Genomic DNA, 12,534 nt, shown 5'->3' on the forward strand with positions numbered 1-12,534 from the left:
ATGTCGGAAATTGAAAACTTGGGAGTGAGTGTAGAAGAGTATTTAGAGGGATTGGCAGCAGGGATTGACATTTTAGAGTTGAAGCGGTTAGAAGCAAGGGGAATTCCCACCAATTTAGCTTTAGAAGTGATGGCGATTATACCAAAGGTAATCAATGGCACAGCCACACCTGAAGAGGTTGTCCGAGGACTAATGATTATGTCGCCATCCTTAAGAGAGCAAATTGAATAGTTTCGAGAATTACCACATTGGTTTACTTTGGGTTGTCGCCTTGCATCAGTGCATCTAACTGAGCTAACAACTTCTCTACTTTGGATTTTTTCTTCGGATCATCCCACACTTTCGCTTTTTTGAAGCGTTGAAAAGTATCATCAACGCGGTCTTTTATGGATGCTGATTCTGTTTGCTTTGATGACTCTGATTTAGACTGCTGCTCAATTTCTTGAATCTTACGCTTGATTTCGCTCAGTGAGAGATTGTAAGCGATCGCATCTTCTAAGAATTGTTTTCTTGTTTTTTCATCACCAACTCGTGCGATCGCTTTGGCTTTACTTGTCTCCAGTTTCCCCTGACGTAATACCTCTAAAATGTCACTGGGCAAATTGAGCAATGGCAAACGATTGCTGATAAAAGAGTCTAGTTTAATATTGCCGAGCGAGGTCAAAACCTCCTCCACTACACTAATGACATCATTGCCAATAACGTTATTGGCAGCAGTTCTACCACGCTGTTGGTTTTGAATGTGATGTAGCAGTGGTGGTACTTCTTGGGGTGAAATTTTTAATTTGACAGCCAAAAGTCGCACAATCCCATCAGTTTCTTCAAGGTCAGTGAGTCCCGAACGAGCGAAGTTTTCTATGAGGGCAATTTCTAGAGCATCTTCATCATTGAGTTGACGAATGACTACAGGGACTTCTACCAATTCCAGAATGTGTCCTGCTCTGTAGCGTTTTGCCCCTGCTACTACCTCATGTTTGTCACTGCCAGGGATAGGACGGACTAAAAGTGGTTCTAGAATGCCGTTTTTTCTGGCAGTAGCAACAATTTTGTCTACCTCTTCTGGGTCGATGTAGTACCGCAGTTCTGCTTTAGGCAGCACAATCAAACTTAGGGGCATAGTCGCCTTAGTTTGGTTAGCATCATCCCTAAAGATAAACTCTTCTACCATTCTTCTATCTCTTGCCATTGGTTACTCCCAAGGCTTCGGTAAAAAGTGCCTCAAAATCTTTGGCGGCGCGTTTAGCTGTTGCTCCTGGTAGTTCCCAAACCGTCGTGCCTTGCCCTGGTGCATCAGCAATTACCTGTAAGTCATACACCATTGTTTTTAGTAAAGGAAACCCTGTGTTTTTTTCTGATAATGCTCTTTGGGCATCTTTGAGTAATACAGTTCCTTTTTTTGCGTGATTTAAAAATAAACCAACATGGGGCATACCACCTCGCAGTTCTCTTGCCTGCCGCAAAATTCTTACCATTTTTGATGTACTGTGCATATCTAGACCTGCTGGTTTACAGGGTACTAGGGCTAGGTCACATCTAGATAAAATTGCCTTGGTTGTTTCACTTAGGCTACCTGGCCCGTCTACAACTACAGCATCATATTGTTCTGCTAAAGTCGGCAGTTCATCAAATAAATCATCCGGGTCTATCATTGTTTTACACGGCAGTTGCAGGTCTTTCATCCAGTTAGTACTACTCTGCTGTGCATCTGCATCCACAATCATCACTGTTCCGCGTTGGCTTAACCAATACGCCAGATGACCAGATACAGTAGTTTTACCAGCGCCCCCCTTCTGGTTTGTTAACCCAATAATCATAATTTTTTTTAAAGTCTTGCTCAATTTACTATTGCGCTTGTATCTGTCGCAATTAATTTTCACTATTTAGCAGTAATAGTATCAGTTTTTTTTTGAGATGACTTGATAGTACTGCGATGGCTTTGCCCGCCGCAGCCATCGCATCCCATTAGATAGGCCCTTTGCCAATAACGTTATTGGTGGAAATGCTTTTGTGAAAATCAGTGAAGTTAATTGTGCGAACTTCTCATGCAATGGCATTATTGGCTCATCTGGTAATTTCATGCTTTATGCCGTTAAATTGATGAAATATTGAGCGATGGGATGAATAACCGAATTCATCATCGCGTTCATAATATTGTTGAATCCAATTCTGTAAAAAATCAAAAGTTTGTGCCTGTTCTTCAGGCGATTGGAATTTATGCACTTCCCAAGGGCGATTGCGGTTATTTTCAAGACACTTATCAATGCCAGGATTGAGGAAATAAATTTCAGTTGAGAATTCAAGAGCAATTTTGAGTAGCGTAGTATAGCAACCTTCAATTACCCAAGCAGTATTATTTTTTATGAAGTCTCGTAGATCCCTAACTGAATCTTCGTGATTACGCCGTATGGCAATTTGGTTTGCTTCCCATGCAATAGTATCGAGGTCGAGAACTGGAATGCCGAAGTCTTTGCCAAGTTTATTGGCAAGAGTACTTTTGCCAGAACCAGAATTGCCAAATATTAAAAATCGATGCATAACAATGATTTAATTAATAGCGATCGCAAGAGTGGTTCCTGTGGAGCATCACACTCTTACTTATCATCTGGTAAATACAATCTGCTGCTGTCAATCGGACTACATCTTTATTCATATTATGGTTTTTTTGTAAAGACATTGGCTACTAAAATTTAAAATAATAGCTTTAATAGAAATATAAGATAATTTCTCACTTAATTAAATGGTGAGAAAAAGGAGTTGCTATGTTGACTCACACGATACCTATGCAATGGCTAATAGAGCTAGTGCAAGAATATCGAAACATTACTAAACGCAATCTGTTTTACAAAACAGTAAATTTGGCTTCTTCACCTTCAGACTTTCAATGGATCAGACAACTGTATTATTTATCCTGCGACTTTACAGCAGCAGTGGCGTTACGTTATGGTAGCTGCCACGATGCACGTTTTCGTGATGCTTTTGGCGAACACGCTGCTGAAGAAGTGACGCACCCTGAAGAACTAGCTGATTGGATGCGTGAATCTGGCTTACTAGCTCCTGATGAACAACTAACTTCAATACCACCAACATTTGAAACTTTAGCGTTAGGGTCTTATTTTATCCGCTCTGTGATGCGTGAATCGATAGCACATCAGATTATTACGCTGAATTTGGTGGCAGAGGGGCTTGCTTACGACTTCTATGCCATTGTCAACCCTAAACTAGCCGAAGTAGGATTGACCCCTAAAGGTTATTGGTTGGTTCATCAAGAATCAGATATGAAACATCAAACTTTAGGGCTTGAGTTAATCCCAGAATGTGAGCGCAATTCATTGTGTGGCAGAGGATATACTCATACTATGTGGGAAGTGTTCAGCCTTTTTAACCAGTTATTATACTCTTGGAGTGGAATGCCAGTAGAACACAAACCCCAACTTCCTACACCTATAGAATTGGGTAGTTATAAGGGAAAATCCTAGTTGGTATTGAGCCGATAGAAAAGGGAATCCACTCTTAGAGGTACTGCCCCTCAATAATCTGTGTTATCAGCACAGCGCCTCACTTTTCGGCTTCAGGTGGAAGGCGGAAGATGGAGGAATTGAACCCCCAGGTATTACCCTGCTCTAGTTTTCAAGACTAGTTGCCCTCCCTTGAGCAGCATCTTCCATATAAGGGGTGTCTGGCGGGACTTGAACCCGTTATGACTGGTTCCACAAACCAGCGCCGCGACCGCTTTGGCTTCAGACACCAAGAGTGGATTCGGTGAGGCTTGAACTCACAACCTCCTGTGTGCAAAACAGGCGCTCTCCCAATTAGAGCTACGAACCCATGAGCAGGAGTGGTAGGGGTCGAACCTACATTGCTCGATTTAGAAGATCGATGCCTTATCCATTAGGCAACACTCCCATAAATTGGTAGCCCCGGCAGGGATTGAACCCGCGACTTCCTCTTTGTAAGAGAGGCACTCTCCCAACTGAGTTACAGGGCTAAGAAAGCGATCGACGAGATTTGAACTCGTACCTAGAGTTTGGAAGACTCAAATGCTGCCATTACACCACAATCGCATTGAAGCTGGTGACAGGAGTTGAACCTGCAACCTACTGATTACAAATCAGTTGCTCTGCCAATTGAGCTACACCAGCATTTTGATAGTACCCCTGACAGGGCTTGAACCTGTAGAAAACCCGTTTTAAGCGGGTCATGTCTTCCAATTGCATTACAGGGGCAAGGTGGGTCGCCAGAGACTCGAACTCTGATCACTCCGCTTAAAAGGCGGGAACTCTAGCCATTGAGCTAACGACCCACGAATCCGAGTGGTAGGATTTGAACCTACGACCGCCTGTTCCCAAAACAGGAGTGCTGCCAAGCTACACCACACCCGGATAATACTGCCCTGCCAGGATTTGAACCTGGAATCTCCTCGTTCAAAGCGAGGGATGTTGCCAGTTACACCACAGGGCAATAATTGGCTGCCGAGGTTGGAGTTGAACCAACATCTCTATGATTCAGAGACGAGCGCGACTTTCCCAGTCGTCCACTCGGCAATGAATGGCTGCCCCAGTAGGACTTGAACCTACAACCCCCGCGTTAACAGCGCGTTGCTCTGCCATTGAGCTATGGGGCAATGTGCCAGTCCCCCAGGTCAGTATCGAACTGACGACCTCCTGTTCTTCAAACAGGCGCTACTACCAACTGAGCTACCAGGGGGTAAGGCGAGAACGGAAGGACTTGAACCTTCACTTTTCAGTTTCGTAGACTGATGTGTTATCCAGTTACACCACGTTCTCATAAGGCGGAGAGAGAGGGAGTTGAACCCACAGTGAGATGATGAATCTCACAACTGTTTAGCAAACAGCTTGCCCTGCCAATAGCAATCTCTCCATAATGGGCCGGGCTGGAATTGAACCAGCAACGCAAACGCGGCGGTTTTACAGACCGTTACCTACACCAATAGGTGAGCCGACCCAAAAGGTAGTGCAGACGGGACTTGAACCCGCTAATTACACGCTTGAAAGACGTGCCGCTCGGCCACTTCGCTTCTGCACCATGTATGCCATGTAAGTTGAAAAAGCTGTTGATTCACACACAGGAATTGAACCTGCATAGACTGTTTAAGAGACAGTTGCCTTACCATTCGGCTAGTATGTAAGCTTTTTCGATTAGGACACGGCAACGCACAGACTAGGACTTGAACCCAGAACAACAGTTTTGGAGACTGTGGTGTTGCCATTACACCATCTGTGCATTTGGTAGCAGTGGCGAGAGTCGAACTCGCATATACCAAGTTATGAGCTTGGGGCTTTGCCGTTAAGCTACACTGCAACGTTTGGAGTCCAGGGCGAGAATTGAACTCGCACAGTCGGTTTTGCAGACCAACACCCTACCATTAGGCGACCTGGACATACTACGAGGACGACAGGAATCGAACCTGTGACCACTTGCCTCGGAAACAAGCGCTCTTTCCGACTGAGTTACATCCTCATTTGGAAGCCTTGACGGGAGTTGCACCCGCTTCTCTCTGACTGAGAATCAGAACGACTTGTCTATTTGTCCACAAGGCTACACGGGGATGATGAGATTTGAACTCACGATCTTTCGCTCGACAGGCGACTGCTTTAAACCGGACTAAGCTACACCCCCACGTTGGATGGCAATTATTTAATTTTCATGGTTCAGAAGTGTTTGCGCTATGCCTTTTTAAGAGGCTGTAGTGCTTTACTACATACATACTACATAACGTATTACAAAGTGTCAAGGGCATACTACAAACTTTTTTGAGAAATGAGAGGGCAGTGTTATGTAATGGCGCTCATTGCCCTCTCTGACTAGGTTTGAAGTAAATTACTCAGATTCACTCAGGCGTTGTGCGTTCCAAAACTGTTCGGCAAATGCTACTGCTGGGTGAATTGGAGCTTTGGGCTTGTTTTTCAGTACCATTCCAGCTTCGTGAGGTAGGCGATCGCTCTTGATTGAATTACACTTCTCACACGCAGTTACAACGTTGTCCCAGGTATGCTGCCCACCTTTTGAGCGGGGAATCACATGGTCGAGCGTCAGACACTTGCTGCTGCCGCAGTATTGGCAAGTGTGGTTGTCTCGCTTGAGTACTTCACGCCGATTTACAGGTGGTACTTTCCAGTGGCGTTCGGGATTACCCATAGTCAAGCGAATATGTTCGGGAACTTGTAGTACAACACTGGGTGAGCGTACTTCCCACTGCTTTGTACTGCCAAAATCCAACGATTCTGCCTGACCTGTGACTAACAGCACGATTGCTCGTTTAATGTTGATACGTGCCAGTGGTAGGTAGTTCTTAGAGAAGACCACCACCGAATTTTGTAATATGTGTGGTTGAGCTTGCATCACTGATTCACTCCTCAAAAAATAACCCCCGCCTCTGGTGAACAGGAGCGGGGGTCAGGTAGTTGATACTTTTTGCCCTATGTTGGTGCTATAAAACACTTGCACCTCCCGCTTTGGATAAGTTGATCTAGATTCAGCCATCCGGCAATTGCTCCAAAAATGCCAACACTTGCAGATTTATCGGCGGCAAACAGATATATTTCCTCAAACGCAAACAGCGCGAATACTCTGCCTAAACCCTTGTTGGGTTGGCAATGCACCGTGCTACTAATGGTTGAAGAGAATCTGCTGATCATTGAAGGCTTGTAGTATTTGTAATTGAAACTTATATCAATAATACAGTTGTAGTATGCGTTTGTCTACTGCACAATTCTGGGGACGGGCGAACGCTGCGTGAATGCCTTGGCGGTAAAGGCTAAATTTGCAGATGGGGCATCATTTTTTCTCAGCACAACCTTCTAAAACCTTATTCCCCAGGATAAAAATTGCCGAGTATGGATACTCTTTATCTGACATACCATCGCTACAGGCATCGACTTTTTTGATGATTAAGATATTGTTGCCTTTGCCTTGAAGTCGGTAAACTCGCACCAAGTCTGCTCTCCGCGCCTCTGCTTTTAGAGGTGCAACATAGGAGAAGGTTTGCTGTTTTGTGTCTGGTGAAGAGTAGACAATTCCCTTCTTGCTCACAGTAACACTCCAAAAAGGTTCTGTACCCCTAGCGATGAATTCTTCACTACTCGCATTTTCTGCAACAACGAGACTATTGCTAGTAATAGATGATTCATTGGCAGTACTGGGACTGTTAGCTAGTAAGCTAGCGCCAAATAAGAACAGAGTAACATAACAGATGAAACTTTTCATGTATCGAGGTATAGCTACTAATTTGCAATATTCTTGTATGTTATTGGACAACTGTAAATATACGGCACTCAAAAGACGTGGAACAGTTCTGCCCTAATGCTCCCCTCAAGTATCCGATTATCCTCTAAGAAATGGAGAAATATGATGGATGAAGACAAGCCCACAAAATCTAGAGTTATTACAGGAACATTTAAATATTGTAATTCTGGCAGAGAAGAAGAAAAAACAGTTACTTGTTTATTTACTGAAAGGTCAGAAAAGTTTGAATTAACAAAGGTGTATGTTGTTGAGTTTGGATGTGAGCTAATTTTTTGTAAATCAGATAACCACTTTTTAGTTAATGATTAGTGCGATGCCCACGGCACAATTTCCACAGTATAAATACTGTAATAATATGAAAATCCTAATTAAAATTTGGCTGAAACTTCTACTAGATGACACCCTTTATTTATTAGGAGAGGAGTGTTTTAAAGAGATGGTAAATAGAAAACTTATCGTTTGGGAAGAAGATATTAATAATATTGAGCAGAATTGAATTAATGGCGTTGCTTGCCGTCGTAGGCATCGCTCCCACTTTCCTCTAAGAAAATTGTTTTATATAAAGGTGGGTAGAGTTTGAGATACTACTGCTACACTGTTGTTTTCAGTATTCTGTGAAACAGTAGCATATCAAATGACAAATTATCTTTTACCAGAAGACTTTAGGGTATACGTTAGTGACGAAGGGAGTGTTGTCAACTGGGCAGCGCCTGGATATACAGAGAAAATTCTGCCCACCGTCAACAAGTATATGTTGCGAGATGGCGGTTATATTGCTTGTTATTCTCGCAATGAAGAAGGAAGTATTTATTCTGTTGGTGGTGGAATTTATGTAATGGGTCAAATCCGATTACAAGGTCGATACATTGGGCGGATATTTCACCCCTTGGGTTATGAGGGTAAAGATATTAGTGCTGCTGTTGAGTTCAAAACCCTTTGCAATCAAACATTTGCTGCTGCACGCAATGGCGGCTGGGCTGGTGGTGATACTGGCGGTTGGTTTGGAATCGAGTAATATCGTTTTTAATTTTCCGGAATCGCTAACTTTACTGTGGTAGTAACACACAGACAAGCAAATATAACGCACTTTCTATAATTAACCTTTGGGAATATACCCAACTCAAGCCTAGTCGTTATGACTAGGCTTTTGAGTTTGAGTCTGTTACCCGAAGAGTTAAAGCAGGTATCGCATTTACCACAACGATAACTGCCCCGGTGAAACATTAGACTTACCGCCTCTATGGTATAAAAGGTGACAAGCACTGCAAAGAGCTATAAGGTTGCCTCTGTGATTATTTGCTGGATTTCTGTCCCAATGGTGTACCTGTAGCGTGTACACTCTACGTTTTGAGCGTGTAAGTTTTGCTGTGTTTTCTCCTGGGGGGATGCACTGTAACCCGCACTTTTGACAACGCCACTGGGCTTGTTGCTTAACTGAAGTGGCAAGTTCTGACCAATTGTCTGGGTACAGAGAATGGGTAAACGTCATCAGTGTAATTCAACTAAGGCTTGACCAATTGTAATGCGAATAGCAGCGCAAAAGCCTATTCTTCATCCTTATCGAAGGACACACAAGGACTATCAATTACAATTGCACTTTGGAATGAATTACAGAAAATGGCGGTTGAACAATTAACCCCAAACTCGTCAGGGTGAATGCACTGTATGGCTCCTTCTACATTGATATGAAAAGCACAGTCATTGCAAATAGTTTTAAATGGCAATGGTTGACAGTCGATTGAGTCGGACATCAGCTAATTTCGAGTTCGGTATCGGGGATGATGATAATATTTTAAATTTGCAGCATAACTTAATATATAGCGTTGGGCAATCGTCTGGTGGAGCAAGCTTATCGCCCTCATTAATCGAACTCTCCAAAAAAGTTAACCAAGAGAAAGCAACAAGGTGAAACAATAGTGTGAAACTCTTCATCCTACTTATCAATGCTCAAATTTACACGCTTTCACTTCGCCATTATTAGCAGTGCGTTGCTTTCATTTACAATAAGTGCTGGTGTACCTGCTGCCAATGCCCAATCCCAACAATGTGAAGCTGAATCCGTTTCAATTTCCCGCAGTGGAAAAATAGCCACGGAAATTACATTTGTCAACCAGCGAAGCACACCAGTAAGATTATATTGGCTTGATTACTCTGGTCAACGGAAGTTTTACGCCTTAATTGCTCCAAATAAGAGAATTACTCAAAGCACCTATGTAACTCATCCTTGGGTAATTACTGGTACTAAAAACAACTGTCTGGGTGTTTATTATCCTGATGGACAACCGCGCATAGTAGAAATTCTCTAACGCCCCAAAGCGATGCAAAAGGCGGCAAGCTACGCACTCCCTCTACTCATCATCATCATCTGGCAAATACAAAGCGCTGCTATCAGTTGGTCTAGCATGGAGATACATTTCCTCAAAATCTCGGCAGCACTGTACCGGTTCCCGCATCCTTCTTCACTCTTACATACCCCTTGGTAGTATCGCTCTTGCTATGTCCCAACTGGTCTTGCACCTGAAAAAGCGGTTTACTCTCCACCGCCCTCGTTGCATGAGAATGCCGCAACCAGTGACACGAAAACTTCACCTTCGCCACCTCAGATATATCCTGAATCAACTTTTTAATTGCCCGATCGCTCAACGGCAATCCCCTTTTTGCTGGGTCAGGTGAGATATTGGCAAACACGGGCATCTTATCACTAGCCATCCCCCGGTACTTTTTGAAAACGAGCGAAGTCTGATGGTCTAAGCCAATCTCCCGGTACTTGCCACCTTTGCCTCGGAACTTAATTGTATAGTATCCCCGGTTTCTATCCTCTGGTGTCGCGTCGGGATACCACTGGAAATTATGCCAATATAACCCCGGATAATCTTCTCTCGGTTTAAAAGGTACATCACCTGGAACAGTTACACGTCCAACTTCACCAACCCGCATCCCACTATAAAAAAGTAGAGAGAACACCAACCAATGCTGCCCCCCTAACTGTTTGGCAGCATCAGCTAGCTTCGTCATCTCCCAATCTTCTAGATATCGCTCAGATTTAGGTAAATCACTAAAATTATCGTAATTTATACTACTTGCAATATTCCGCAAAAAATAGCCACAATTCTCAGCCGAACCGTAACTCCAGAGTGATCGCAATATCAGCACTCGGTTACTTTTAGTATAAGGGGAAACCTCACCCCAGGAAGCAACAAACTCAAGTAACAATGGTTGCTGTAGCAATCTTAAATCAGGTATTCCTTGATTACGTACCCAATCGAGCAATTTTTGACCAAATCGATAGTATTTTCGTTTAGTTTGTTCGCGGTTTTGACTTCCAGCCCAAGCTAAAATTAACTCCTCATCATTACCTACCGCAGGCGTGCGGTAATAATATTGCCGAATTACCTCCTCTACCAATTCTGGAGTTACTTGAGGATTAGTGTTTTTAATTACACTTGGTTGGAGAGTAGGAGGCAGAATTTCTACAGAGCCAATCTCAATATTAGTAACATCCATTTGGTCTTTAGGTTTACGCGACCATAAACATATAGCTTCCTGGAAGTGCAGTTTCAGGAAGCTTTTATATTCTACGACAACGCCGTGGATGTGCTTAACTGCTTGCTCCATTATTTGTGGTCAAGCAACACCCCGTTTTTTGTGTTCAAGCTGTAGCATTTAGGCACTTGAAATTATTTCACTGGATGGTAAAGTCCATCTTTTGGATTCCATTCCCAACCTATGCCCCTTGGGTCGCGGTTACGAGTCCAACTGATAAATTCTTTGGTAGTAAGTTTTTCTCGTTCCGGTGCGAGGCTTGACGGACTTAAACCTAGTCGCGGCGCTAAGTTTTCATCCGGCAATGCTTGCAGTTCAACTAGGGTTTGTTGGTATGGGTTAGCTTGTCTTCTTTGTTTAGGTTGACTATTGTATCGAGTTGATGAAATAGCCCGTTCGATGAGTTCCAGCTTTTTGGTCATTGCGTCGAGCTTGCTTTCCAGCTTCAACTCTAGCTGCAAAACCGATTTACTGCTTGGGGTAACATCGATATCAATATTGCTATCAAACCCAGAGAGCAATTCTTCCAAGCCTTGCAGCAAGGCAATTGTATGTCCCTCTCTGTGCAGTTTGGATAGTTGGCGTACTGCTCCAATTAGGGCAGTAGGAACGCGAATCATTTCGCTTGGTGGGGTCTTGTGGTCAGCCATTTGATATCAATTTTGATAGCAATGAACTGATTGTAGAGCCAAAGCGATAAGGAGCGATCGCCCACAAGAATTTTCAAGCGAGGAAACGCGATGCCTACGGCAGCAAGCTACGCTCTTGTAGACAAAAACTGGAAATCGCCTCAAAAATGATGATGATTAAATTAATCTTCGATAGTATCTAAAATTTATGCGTTTAATCATCAGTCGTTTTCAGGCTTTGGCTGTTGCTACTGCATTAATTGCTCTGTTGGGTTGTTCGCCAGCGCAAACCCAAACCCCAACAACAGAAAAACCATTGCAGGCAACGCCGATTGTACCTACTAAACCCTCAACCAGCGCTAACCTGCTTTTGGGAAATCCCAGCAATGCGATGGCGTACCCGCCCGCCGCAGGCATCGCCCTGGTGGATACTCCTGATAATTATCTGCTGGTTAAAACACAATATGTAGTCTCTTACAACCGAAGCAAGGGAACTCCCAACTGGGCAAGCTGGCAGTTAAATAAGTCATGGCTAGGGAAAGCAGAGCGTCAAGATAACTTTCGCCCTGATAATACTTTGCCTGCGGGTTGGGTGCGGATAACTCCTTCTATGTACTCTGGTTCAGGATATGACCGAGGACATATTGTACCTTCGGCAGACCGCTCTCTAACAGTAGAGGATAATTCCTCAACTTTCCTCATGACCAACATGATGCCGCAGACACCGGACAACAACCGGAACACTTGGGGTAATTTAGAAGACTATTGCCGAGAACTGGTAAGCCAGGGAAAAGAACTGTATATCGTAGCTGGGCCTTTTGGCAGTCAAGGTGAACCCCTTAAAGGTAAGGTGACGGTTCCCAAATCAACTTGGAAGATAGTTGTCGTACTAGATAATCCTGGCTCTGGACTTGATGGTATTACTGCAAGCACCCGTGTCATTGCGGTTAACATCCCCAACCAAGAAGAAATAAACAACGATTGGAGAGCTTACAAAGTAAGTATTGATGAATTAGAAAAATTCACAGGATATGATTTTCTCTCTAATGTTTCGCCAAATATCCAAGAAGTTCTTGAAAGCAAAGTAGATAATTCGTAA

Annotated in this window: 14 protein-coding genes and 25 tRNA genes; 7 read left to right on the forward strand and 32 right to left on the reverse strand. The window is 43.5% G+C overall.

Annotation, left to right across the window (positions count from 1 at the left end; genetic code table 11):
- Nucleotides 1-231 (forward strand): hypothetical protein (locus FD724_RS37790; protein ID WP_094344845.1); only part of this gene is annotated, 231 nt, incomplete at its 5' end.
- A gap of 22 nt (nucleotides 232-253) precedes the next feature.
- Here the strand turns inward: FD724_RS37790 and FD724_RS37795 are convergent.
- The 3 genes from FD724_RS37795 to FD724_RS37805 form a co-directional block, all read right to left on the reverse strand.
- A complete protein-coding gene (locus FD724_RS37795) occupies nucleotides 254-1,186 on the reverse strand; it encodes a ParB/RepB/Spo0J family partition protein (protein ID WP_094344844.1) in 933 nt (310 codons plus the stop codon).
- Complete coding sequence (locus tag FD724_RS37800) at nucleotides 1,173-1,814, reverse strand: AAA family ATPase (protein ID WP_179076743.1); 642 nt, start codon at nucleotides 1,812-1,814, stop codon at nucleotides 1,173-1,175. The genes FD724_RS37795 and FD724_RS37800 overlap by 14 nt, the downstream gene beginning before the upstream one ends.
- Before the next feature lie 247 nt (nucleotides 1,815-2,061).
- Nucleotides 2,062-2,535: a shikimate kinase gene (locus FD724_RS37805; protein WP_179076744.1), complete on the reverse strand. Its 474-nt coding sequence runs from the start codon at nucleotides 2,533-2,535 to the stop codon at nucleotides 2,062-2,064.
- Between the two features lie 224 nt (nucleotides 2,536-2,759).
- Here FD724_RS37805 and FD724_RS37810 point away from each other — a divergent pair, with 224 nt between their 5' ends.
- Entirely contained in the window at nucleotides 2,760-3,476 is a 717-nt protein-coding gene (locus FD724_RS37810) for an iron-containing redox enzyme family protein (RefSeq protein WP_179076745.1), read from the forward strand.
- Between the two features lie 104 nt (nucleotides 3,477-3,580).
- Here FD724_RS37810 and FD724_RS37815 read toward each other — a convergent pair.
- From FD724_RS37815 to FD724_RS37945, 27 genes are all read right to left on the reverse strand, one after another.
- Nucleotides 3,581-3,663 (reverse strand) — tRNA-Ser (locus tag FD724_RS37815).
- An 8-nt stretch (nucleotides 3,664-3,671) separates the two neighbouring features.
- Nucleotides 3,672-3,745 (reverse strand) — tRNA-His (locus tag FD724_RS37820).
- A 6-nt stretch (nucleotides 3,746-3,751) separates the two neighbouring features.
- A tRNA-Ala gene (locus tag FD724_RS37825) sits at nucleotides 3,752-3,825 on the reverse strand.
- Between the two features lie 5 nt (nucleotides 3,826-3,830).
- A tRNA-Arg gene (locus FD724_RS37830) sits at nucleotides 3,831-3,903 on the reverse strand.
- A 6-nt stretch (nucleotides 3,904-3,909) separates the two neighbouring features.
- Nucleotides 3,910-3,985, reverse strand: a tRNA-Val gene (locus FD724_RS37835).
- Nucleotides 3,986-3,990: 5 nt separating this feature from the next.
- A tRNA-Gly gene (locus FD724_RS37840) sits at nucleotides 3,991-4,061 on the reverse strand.
- A 5-nt stretch (nucleotides 4,062-4,066) separates the two neighbouring features.
- A tRNA-Thr gene (locus tag FD724_RS37845) sits at nucleotides 4,067-4,139 on the reverse strand.
- Between the two features lie 10 nt (nucleotides 4,140-4,149).
- Nucleotides 4,150-4,223: transfer RNA gene (locus FD724_RS37850), tRNA-Leu, on the reverse strand.
- A gap of 4 nt (nucleotides 4,224-4,227) precedes the next feature.
- Nucleotides 4,228-4,300, reverse strand: a tRNA-Lys gene (locus FD724_RS37855).
- Nucleotides 4,301-4,305: 5 nt separating this feature from the next.
- A tRNA-Pro gene (locus FD724_RS37860) sits at nucleotides 4,306-4,379 on the reverse strand.
- A gap of 6 nt (nucleotides 4,380-4,385) precedes the next feature.
- Nucleotides 4,386-4,458: transfer RNA gene (locus FD724_RS37865), tRNA-Gln, on the reverse strand.
- A gap of 5 nt (nucleotides 4,459-4,463) precedes the next feature.
- Nucleotides 4,464-4,541 (reverse strand) — tRNA-Gln (locus FD724_RS37870).
- 5 nt (nucleotides 4,542-4,546) lie between these two features.
- Nucleotides 4,547-4,621: transfer RNA gene (locus FD724_RS37875), tRNA-Asn, on the reverse strand.
- A gap of 9 nt (nucleotides 4,622-4,630) precedes the next feature.
- A tRNA-Phe gene (locus FD724_RS37880) sits at nucleotides 4,631-4,704 on the reverse strand.
- A gap of 6 nt (nucleotides 4,705-4,710) precedes the next feature.
- Nucleotides 4,711-4,784 (reverse strand) — tRNA-Arg (locus FD724_RS37885).
- Between the two features lie 6 nt (nucleotides 4,785-4,790).
- Nucleotides 4,791-4,878, reverse strand: a tRNA-Ser gene (locus tag FD724_RS37890).
- 4 nt (nucleotides 4,879-4,882) lie between these two features.
- Nucleotides 4,883-4,963 (reverse strand) — tRNA-Tyr (locus FD724_RS37895).
- Nucleotides 4,964-4,969: 6 nt separating this feature from the next.
- Nucleotides 4,970-5,043, reverse strand: a tRNA-Glu gene (locus FD724_RS37900).
- A 34-nt stretch (nucleotides 5,044-5,077) separates the two neighbouring features.
- A tRNA-Lys gene (locus tag FD724_RS37905) sits at nucleotides 5,078-5,145 on the reverse strand.
- Nucleotides 5,146-5,170: 25 nt separating this feature from the next.
- Nucleotides 5,171-5,241 (reverse strand) — tRNA-Trp (locus FD724_RS37910).
- 3 nt (nucleotides 5,242-5,244) lie between these two features.
- Nucleotides 5,245-5,319, reverse strand: a tRNA-Ile gene (locus tag FD724_RS37915).
- Between the two features lie 5 nt (nucleotides 5,320-5,324).
- Nucleotides 5,325-5,398, reverse strand: a tRNA-Cys gene (locus FD724_RS37920).
- A 6-nt stretch (nucleotides 5,399-5,404) separates the two neighbouring features.
- Nucleotides 5,405-5,478, reverse strand: a tRNA-Arg gene (locus tag FD724_RS37925).
- A gap of 3 nt (nucleotides 5,479-5,481) precedes the next feature.
- Nucleotides 5,482-5,558: transfer RNA gene (locus FD724_RS37930), tRNA-Glu, on the reverse strand.
- A gap of 3 nt (nucleotides 5,559-5,561) precedes the next feature.
- A tRNA-Asp gene (locus FD724_RS37935) sits at nucleotides 5,562-5,637 on the reverse strand.
- Between the two features lie 201 nt (nucleotides 5,638-5,838).
- Complete coding sequence (locus FD724_RS37940) at nucleotides 5,839-6,360, reverse strand: HNH endonuclease (protein ID WP_179076746.1); 522 nt, start codon at nucleotides 6,358-6,360, stop codon at nucleotides 5,839-5,841.
- Between the two features lie 435 nt (nucleotides 6,361-6,795).
- Nucleotides 6,796-7,224, reverse strand: a complete 429-nt coding sequence (locus tag FD724_RS37945) for a COG3650 family protein (protein ID WP_179076747.1) — start codon at nucleotides 7,222-7,224, stop codon at nucleotides 6,796-6,798.
- 141 nt (nucleotides 7,225-7,365) lie between these two features.
- On the opposite strand from FD724_RS37945, the gene FD724_RS37950 reads away from it, so the two are divergent.
- The 4 genes from FD724_RS37950 (at nucleotide 7,366) to FD724_RS37965 (ending at nucleotide 9,569) form a co-directional block, all read left to right on the forward strand.
- Nucleotides 7,366-7,572, forward strand: a complete 207-nt coding sequence (locus FD724_RS37950; RefSeq protein ID WP_100904372.1) for a hypothetical protein — start codon at nucleotides 7,366-7,368, stop codon at nucleotides 7,570-7,572.
- 325 nt (nucleotides 7,573-7,897) lie between these two features.
- Complete coding sequence (locus FD724_RS37955; protein ID WP_179076748.1) at nucleotides 7,898-8,278, forward strand: hypothetical protein; 381 nt, start codon at nucleotides 7,898-7,900, stop codon at nucleotides 8,276-8,278.
- Nucleotides 8,279-8,980: 702 nt separating this feature from the next.
- Entirely contained in the window at nucleotides 8,981-9,172 is a 192-nt protein-coding gene (locus FD724_RS37960) for a hypothetical protein (RefSeq protein WP_179076749.1), read from the forward strand.
- A 34-nt stretch (nucleotides 9,173-9,206) separates the two neighbouring features.
- Nucleotides 9,207-9,569 carry a hypothetical protein gene (locus tag FD724_RS37965; RefSeq protein WP_069068075.1) on the forward strand — a complete coding sequence of 121 codons (363 nt, stop codon included), beginning with the start codon at nucleotides 9,207-9,209 and terminating at the stop codon, nucleotides 9,567-9,569.
- A gap of 112 nt (nucleotides 9,570-9,681) precedes the next feature.
- Here FD724_RS37965 and FD724_RS37970 read toward each other — a convergent pair whose 3' ends face one another.
- Both FD724_RS37970 and FD724_RS37975 read right to left on the reverse strand, forming a co-directional pair.
- Entirely contained in the window at nucleotides 9,682-10,878 is a 1,197-nt protein-coding gene (locus FD724_RS37970) for a site-specific integrase (protein ID WP_256874771.1), read from the reverse strand.
- Between the two features lie 62 nt (nucleotides 10,879-10,940).
- Nucleotides 10,941-11,456: a hypothetical protein gene (locus FD724_RS37975; protein ID WP_179076750.1), complete on the reverse strand. Its 516-nt coding sequence runs from the start codon at nucleotides 11,454-11,456 to the stop codon at nucleotides 10,941-10,943.
- Nucleotides 11,457-11,643: 187 nt separating this feature from the next.
- Here FD724_RS37975 and FD724_RS37980 point away from each other — a divergent pair, with 187 nt between their 5' ends.
- Complete coding sequence (locus tag FD724_RS37980; protein ID WP_179076751.1) at nucleotides 11,644-12,534, forward strand: DNA/RNA non-specific endonuclease; 891 nt, start codon at nucleotides 11,644-11,646, stop codon at nucleotides 12,532-12,534.

It is taken from the genome of Nostoc sp. C057, from assembly GCF_013393925.1.
Classification (GTDB): domain Bacteria; phylum Cyanobacteriota; class Cyanobacteriia; order Cyanobacteriales; family Nostocaceae; genus Nostoc; species Nostoc muscorum_A.

Coding starts and splice junctions, on each gene's coding strand:
- FD724_RS37795 (WP_094344844.1), bottom strand. CDS start 1,186: ATGGCAAGAGATAGAAGAATGGTAGAAGAGTTTATCTTTAGGGATGAT.
- FD724_RS37800 (WP_179076743.1), bottom strand. CDS start 1,814: ATGATTATTGGGTTAACAAACCAGAAGGGGGGCGCTGGTAAAACTACT.
- FD724_RS37805 (WP_179076744.1), bottom strand. CDS start 2,535: ATGCATCGATTTTTAATATTTGGCAATTCTGGTTCTGGCAAAAGTACT.
- FD724_RS37810 (WP_179076745.1), top strand. CDS start 2,760: ATGTTGACTCACACGATACCTATGCAATGGCTAATAGAGCTAGTGCAA.
- FD724_RS37940 (WP_179076746.1), bottom strand. CDS start 6,360: ATGCAAGCTCAACCACACATATTACAAAATTCGGTGGTGGTCTTCTCT.
- FD724_RS37945 (WP_179076747.1), bottom strand. CDS start 7,224: ATGAAAAGTTTCATCTGTTATGTTACTCTGTTCTTATTTGGCGCTAGC.
- FD724_RS37950 (WP_100904372.1), top strand. CDS start 7,366: ATGATGGATGAAGACAAGCCCACAAAATCTAGAGTTATTACAGGAACA.
- FD724_RS37955 (WP_179076748.1), top strand. CDS start 7,898: ATGACAAATTATCTTTTACCAGAAGACTTTAGGGTATACGTTAGTGAC.
- FD724_RS37960 (WP_179076749.1), top strand. CDS start 8,981: ATGGCAATGGTTGACAGTCGATTGAGTCGGACATCAGCTAATTTCGAG.
- FD724_RS37965 (WP_069068075.1), top strand. CDS start 9,207: ATGCTCAAATTTACACGCTTTCACTTCGCCATTATTAGCAGTGCGTTG.
- FD724_RS37970 (WP_256874771.1), bottom strand. CDS start 10,878: ATGGAGCAAGCAGTTAAGCACATCCACGGCGTTGTCGTAGAATATAAA.
- FD724_RS37975 (WP_179076750.1), bottom strand. CDS start 11,456: ATGGCTGACCACAAGACCCCACCAAGCGAAATGATTCGCGTTCCTACT.
- FD724_RS37980 (WP_179076751.1), top strand. CDS start 11,644: ATGCGTTTAATCATCAGTCGTTTTCAGGCTTTGGCTGTTGCTACTGCA.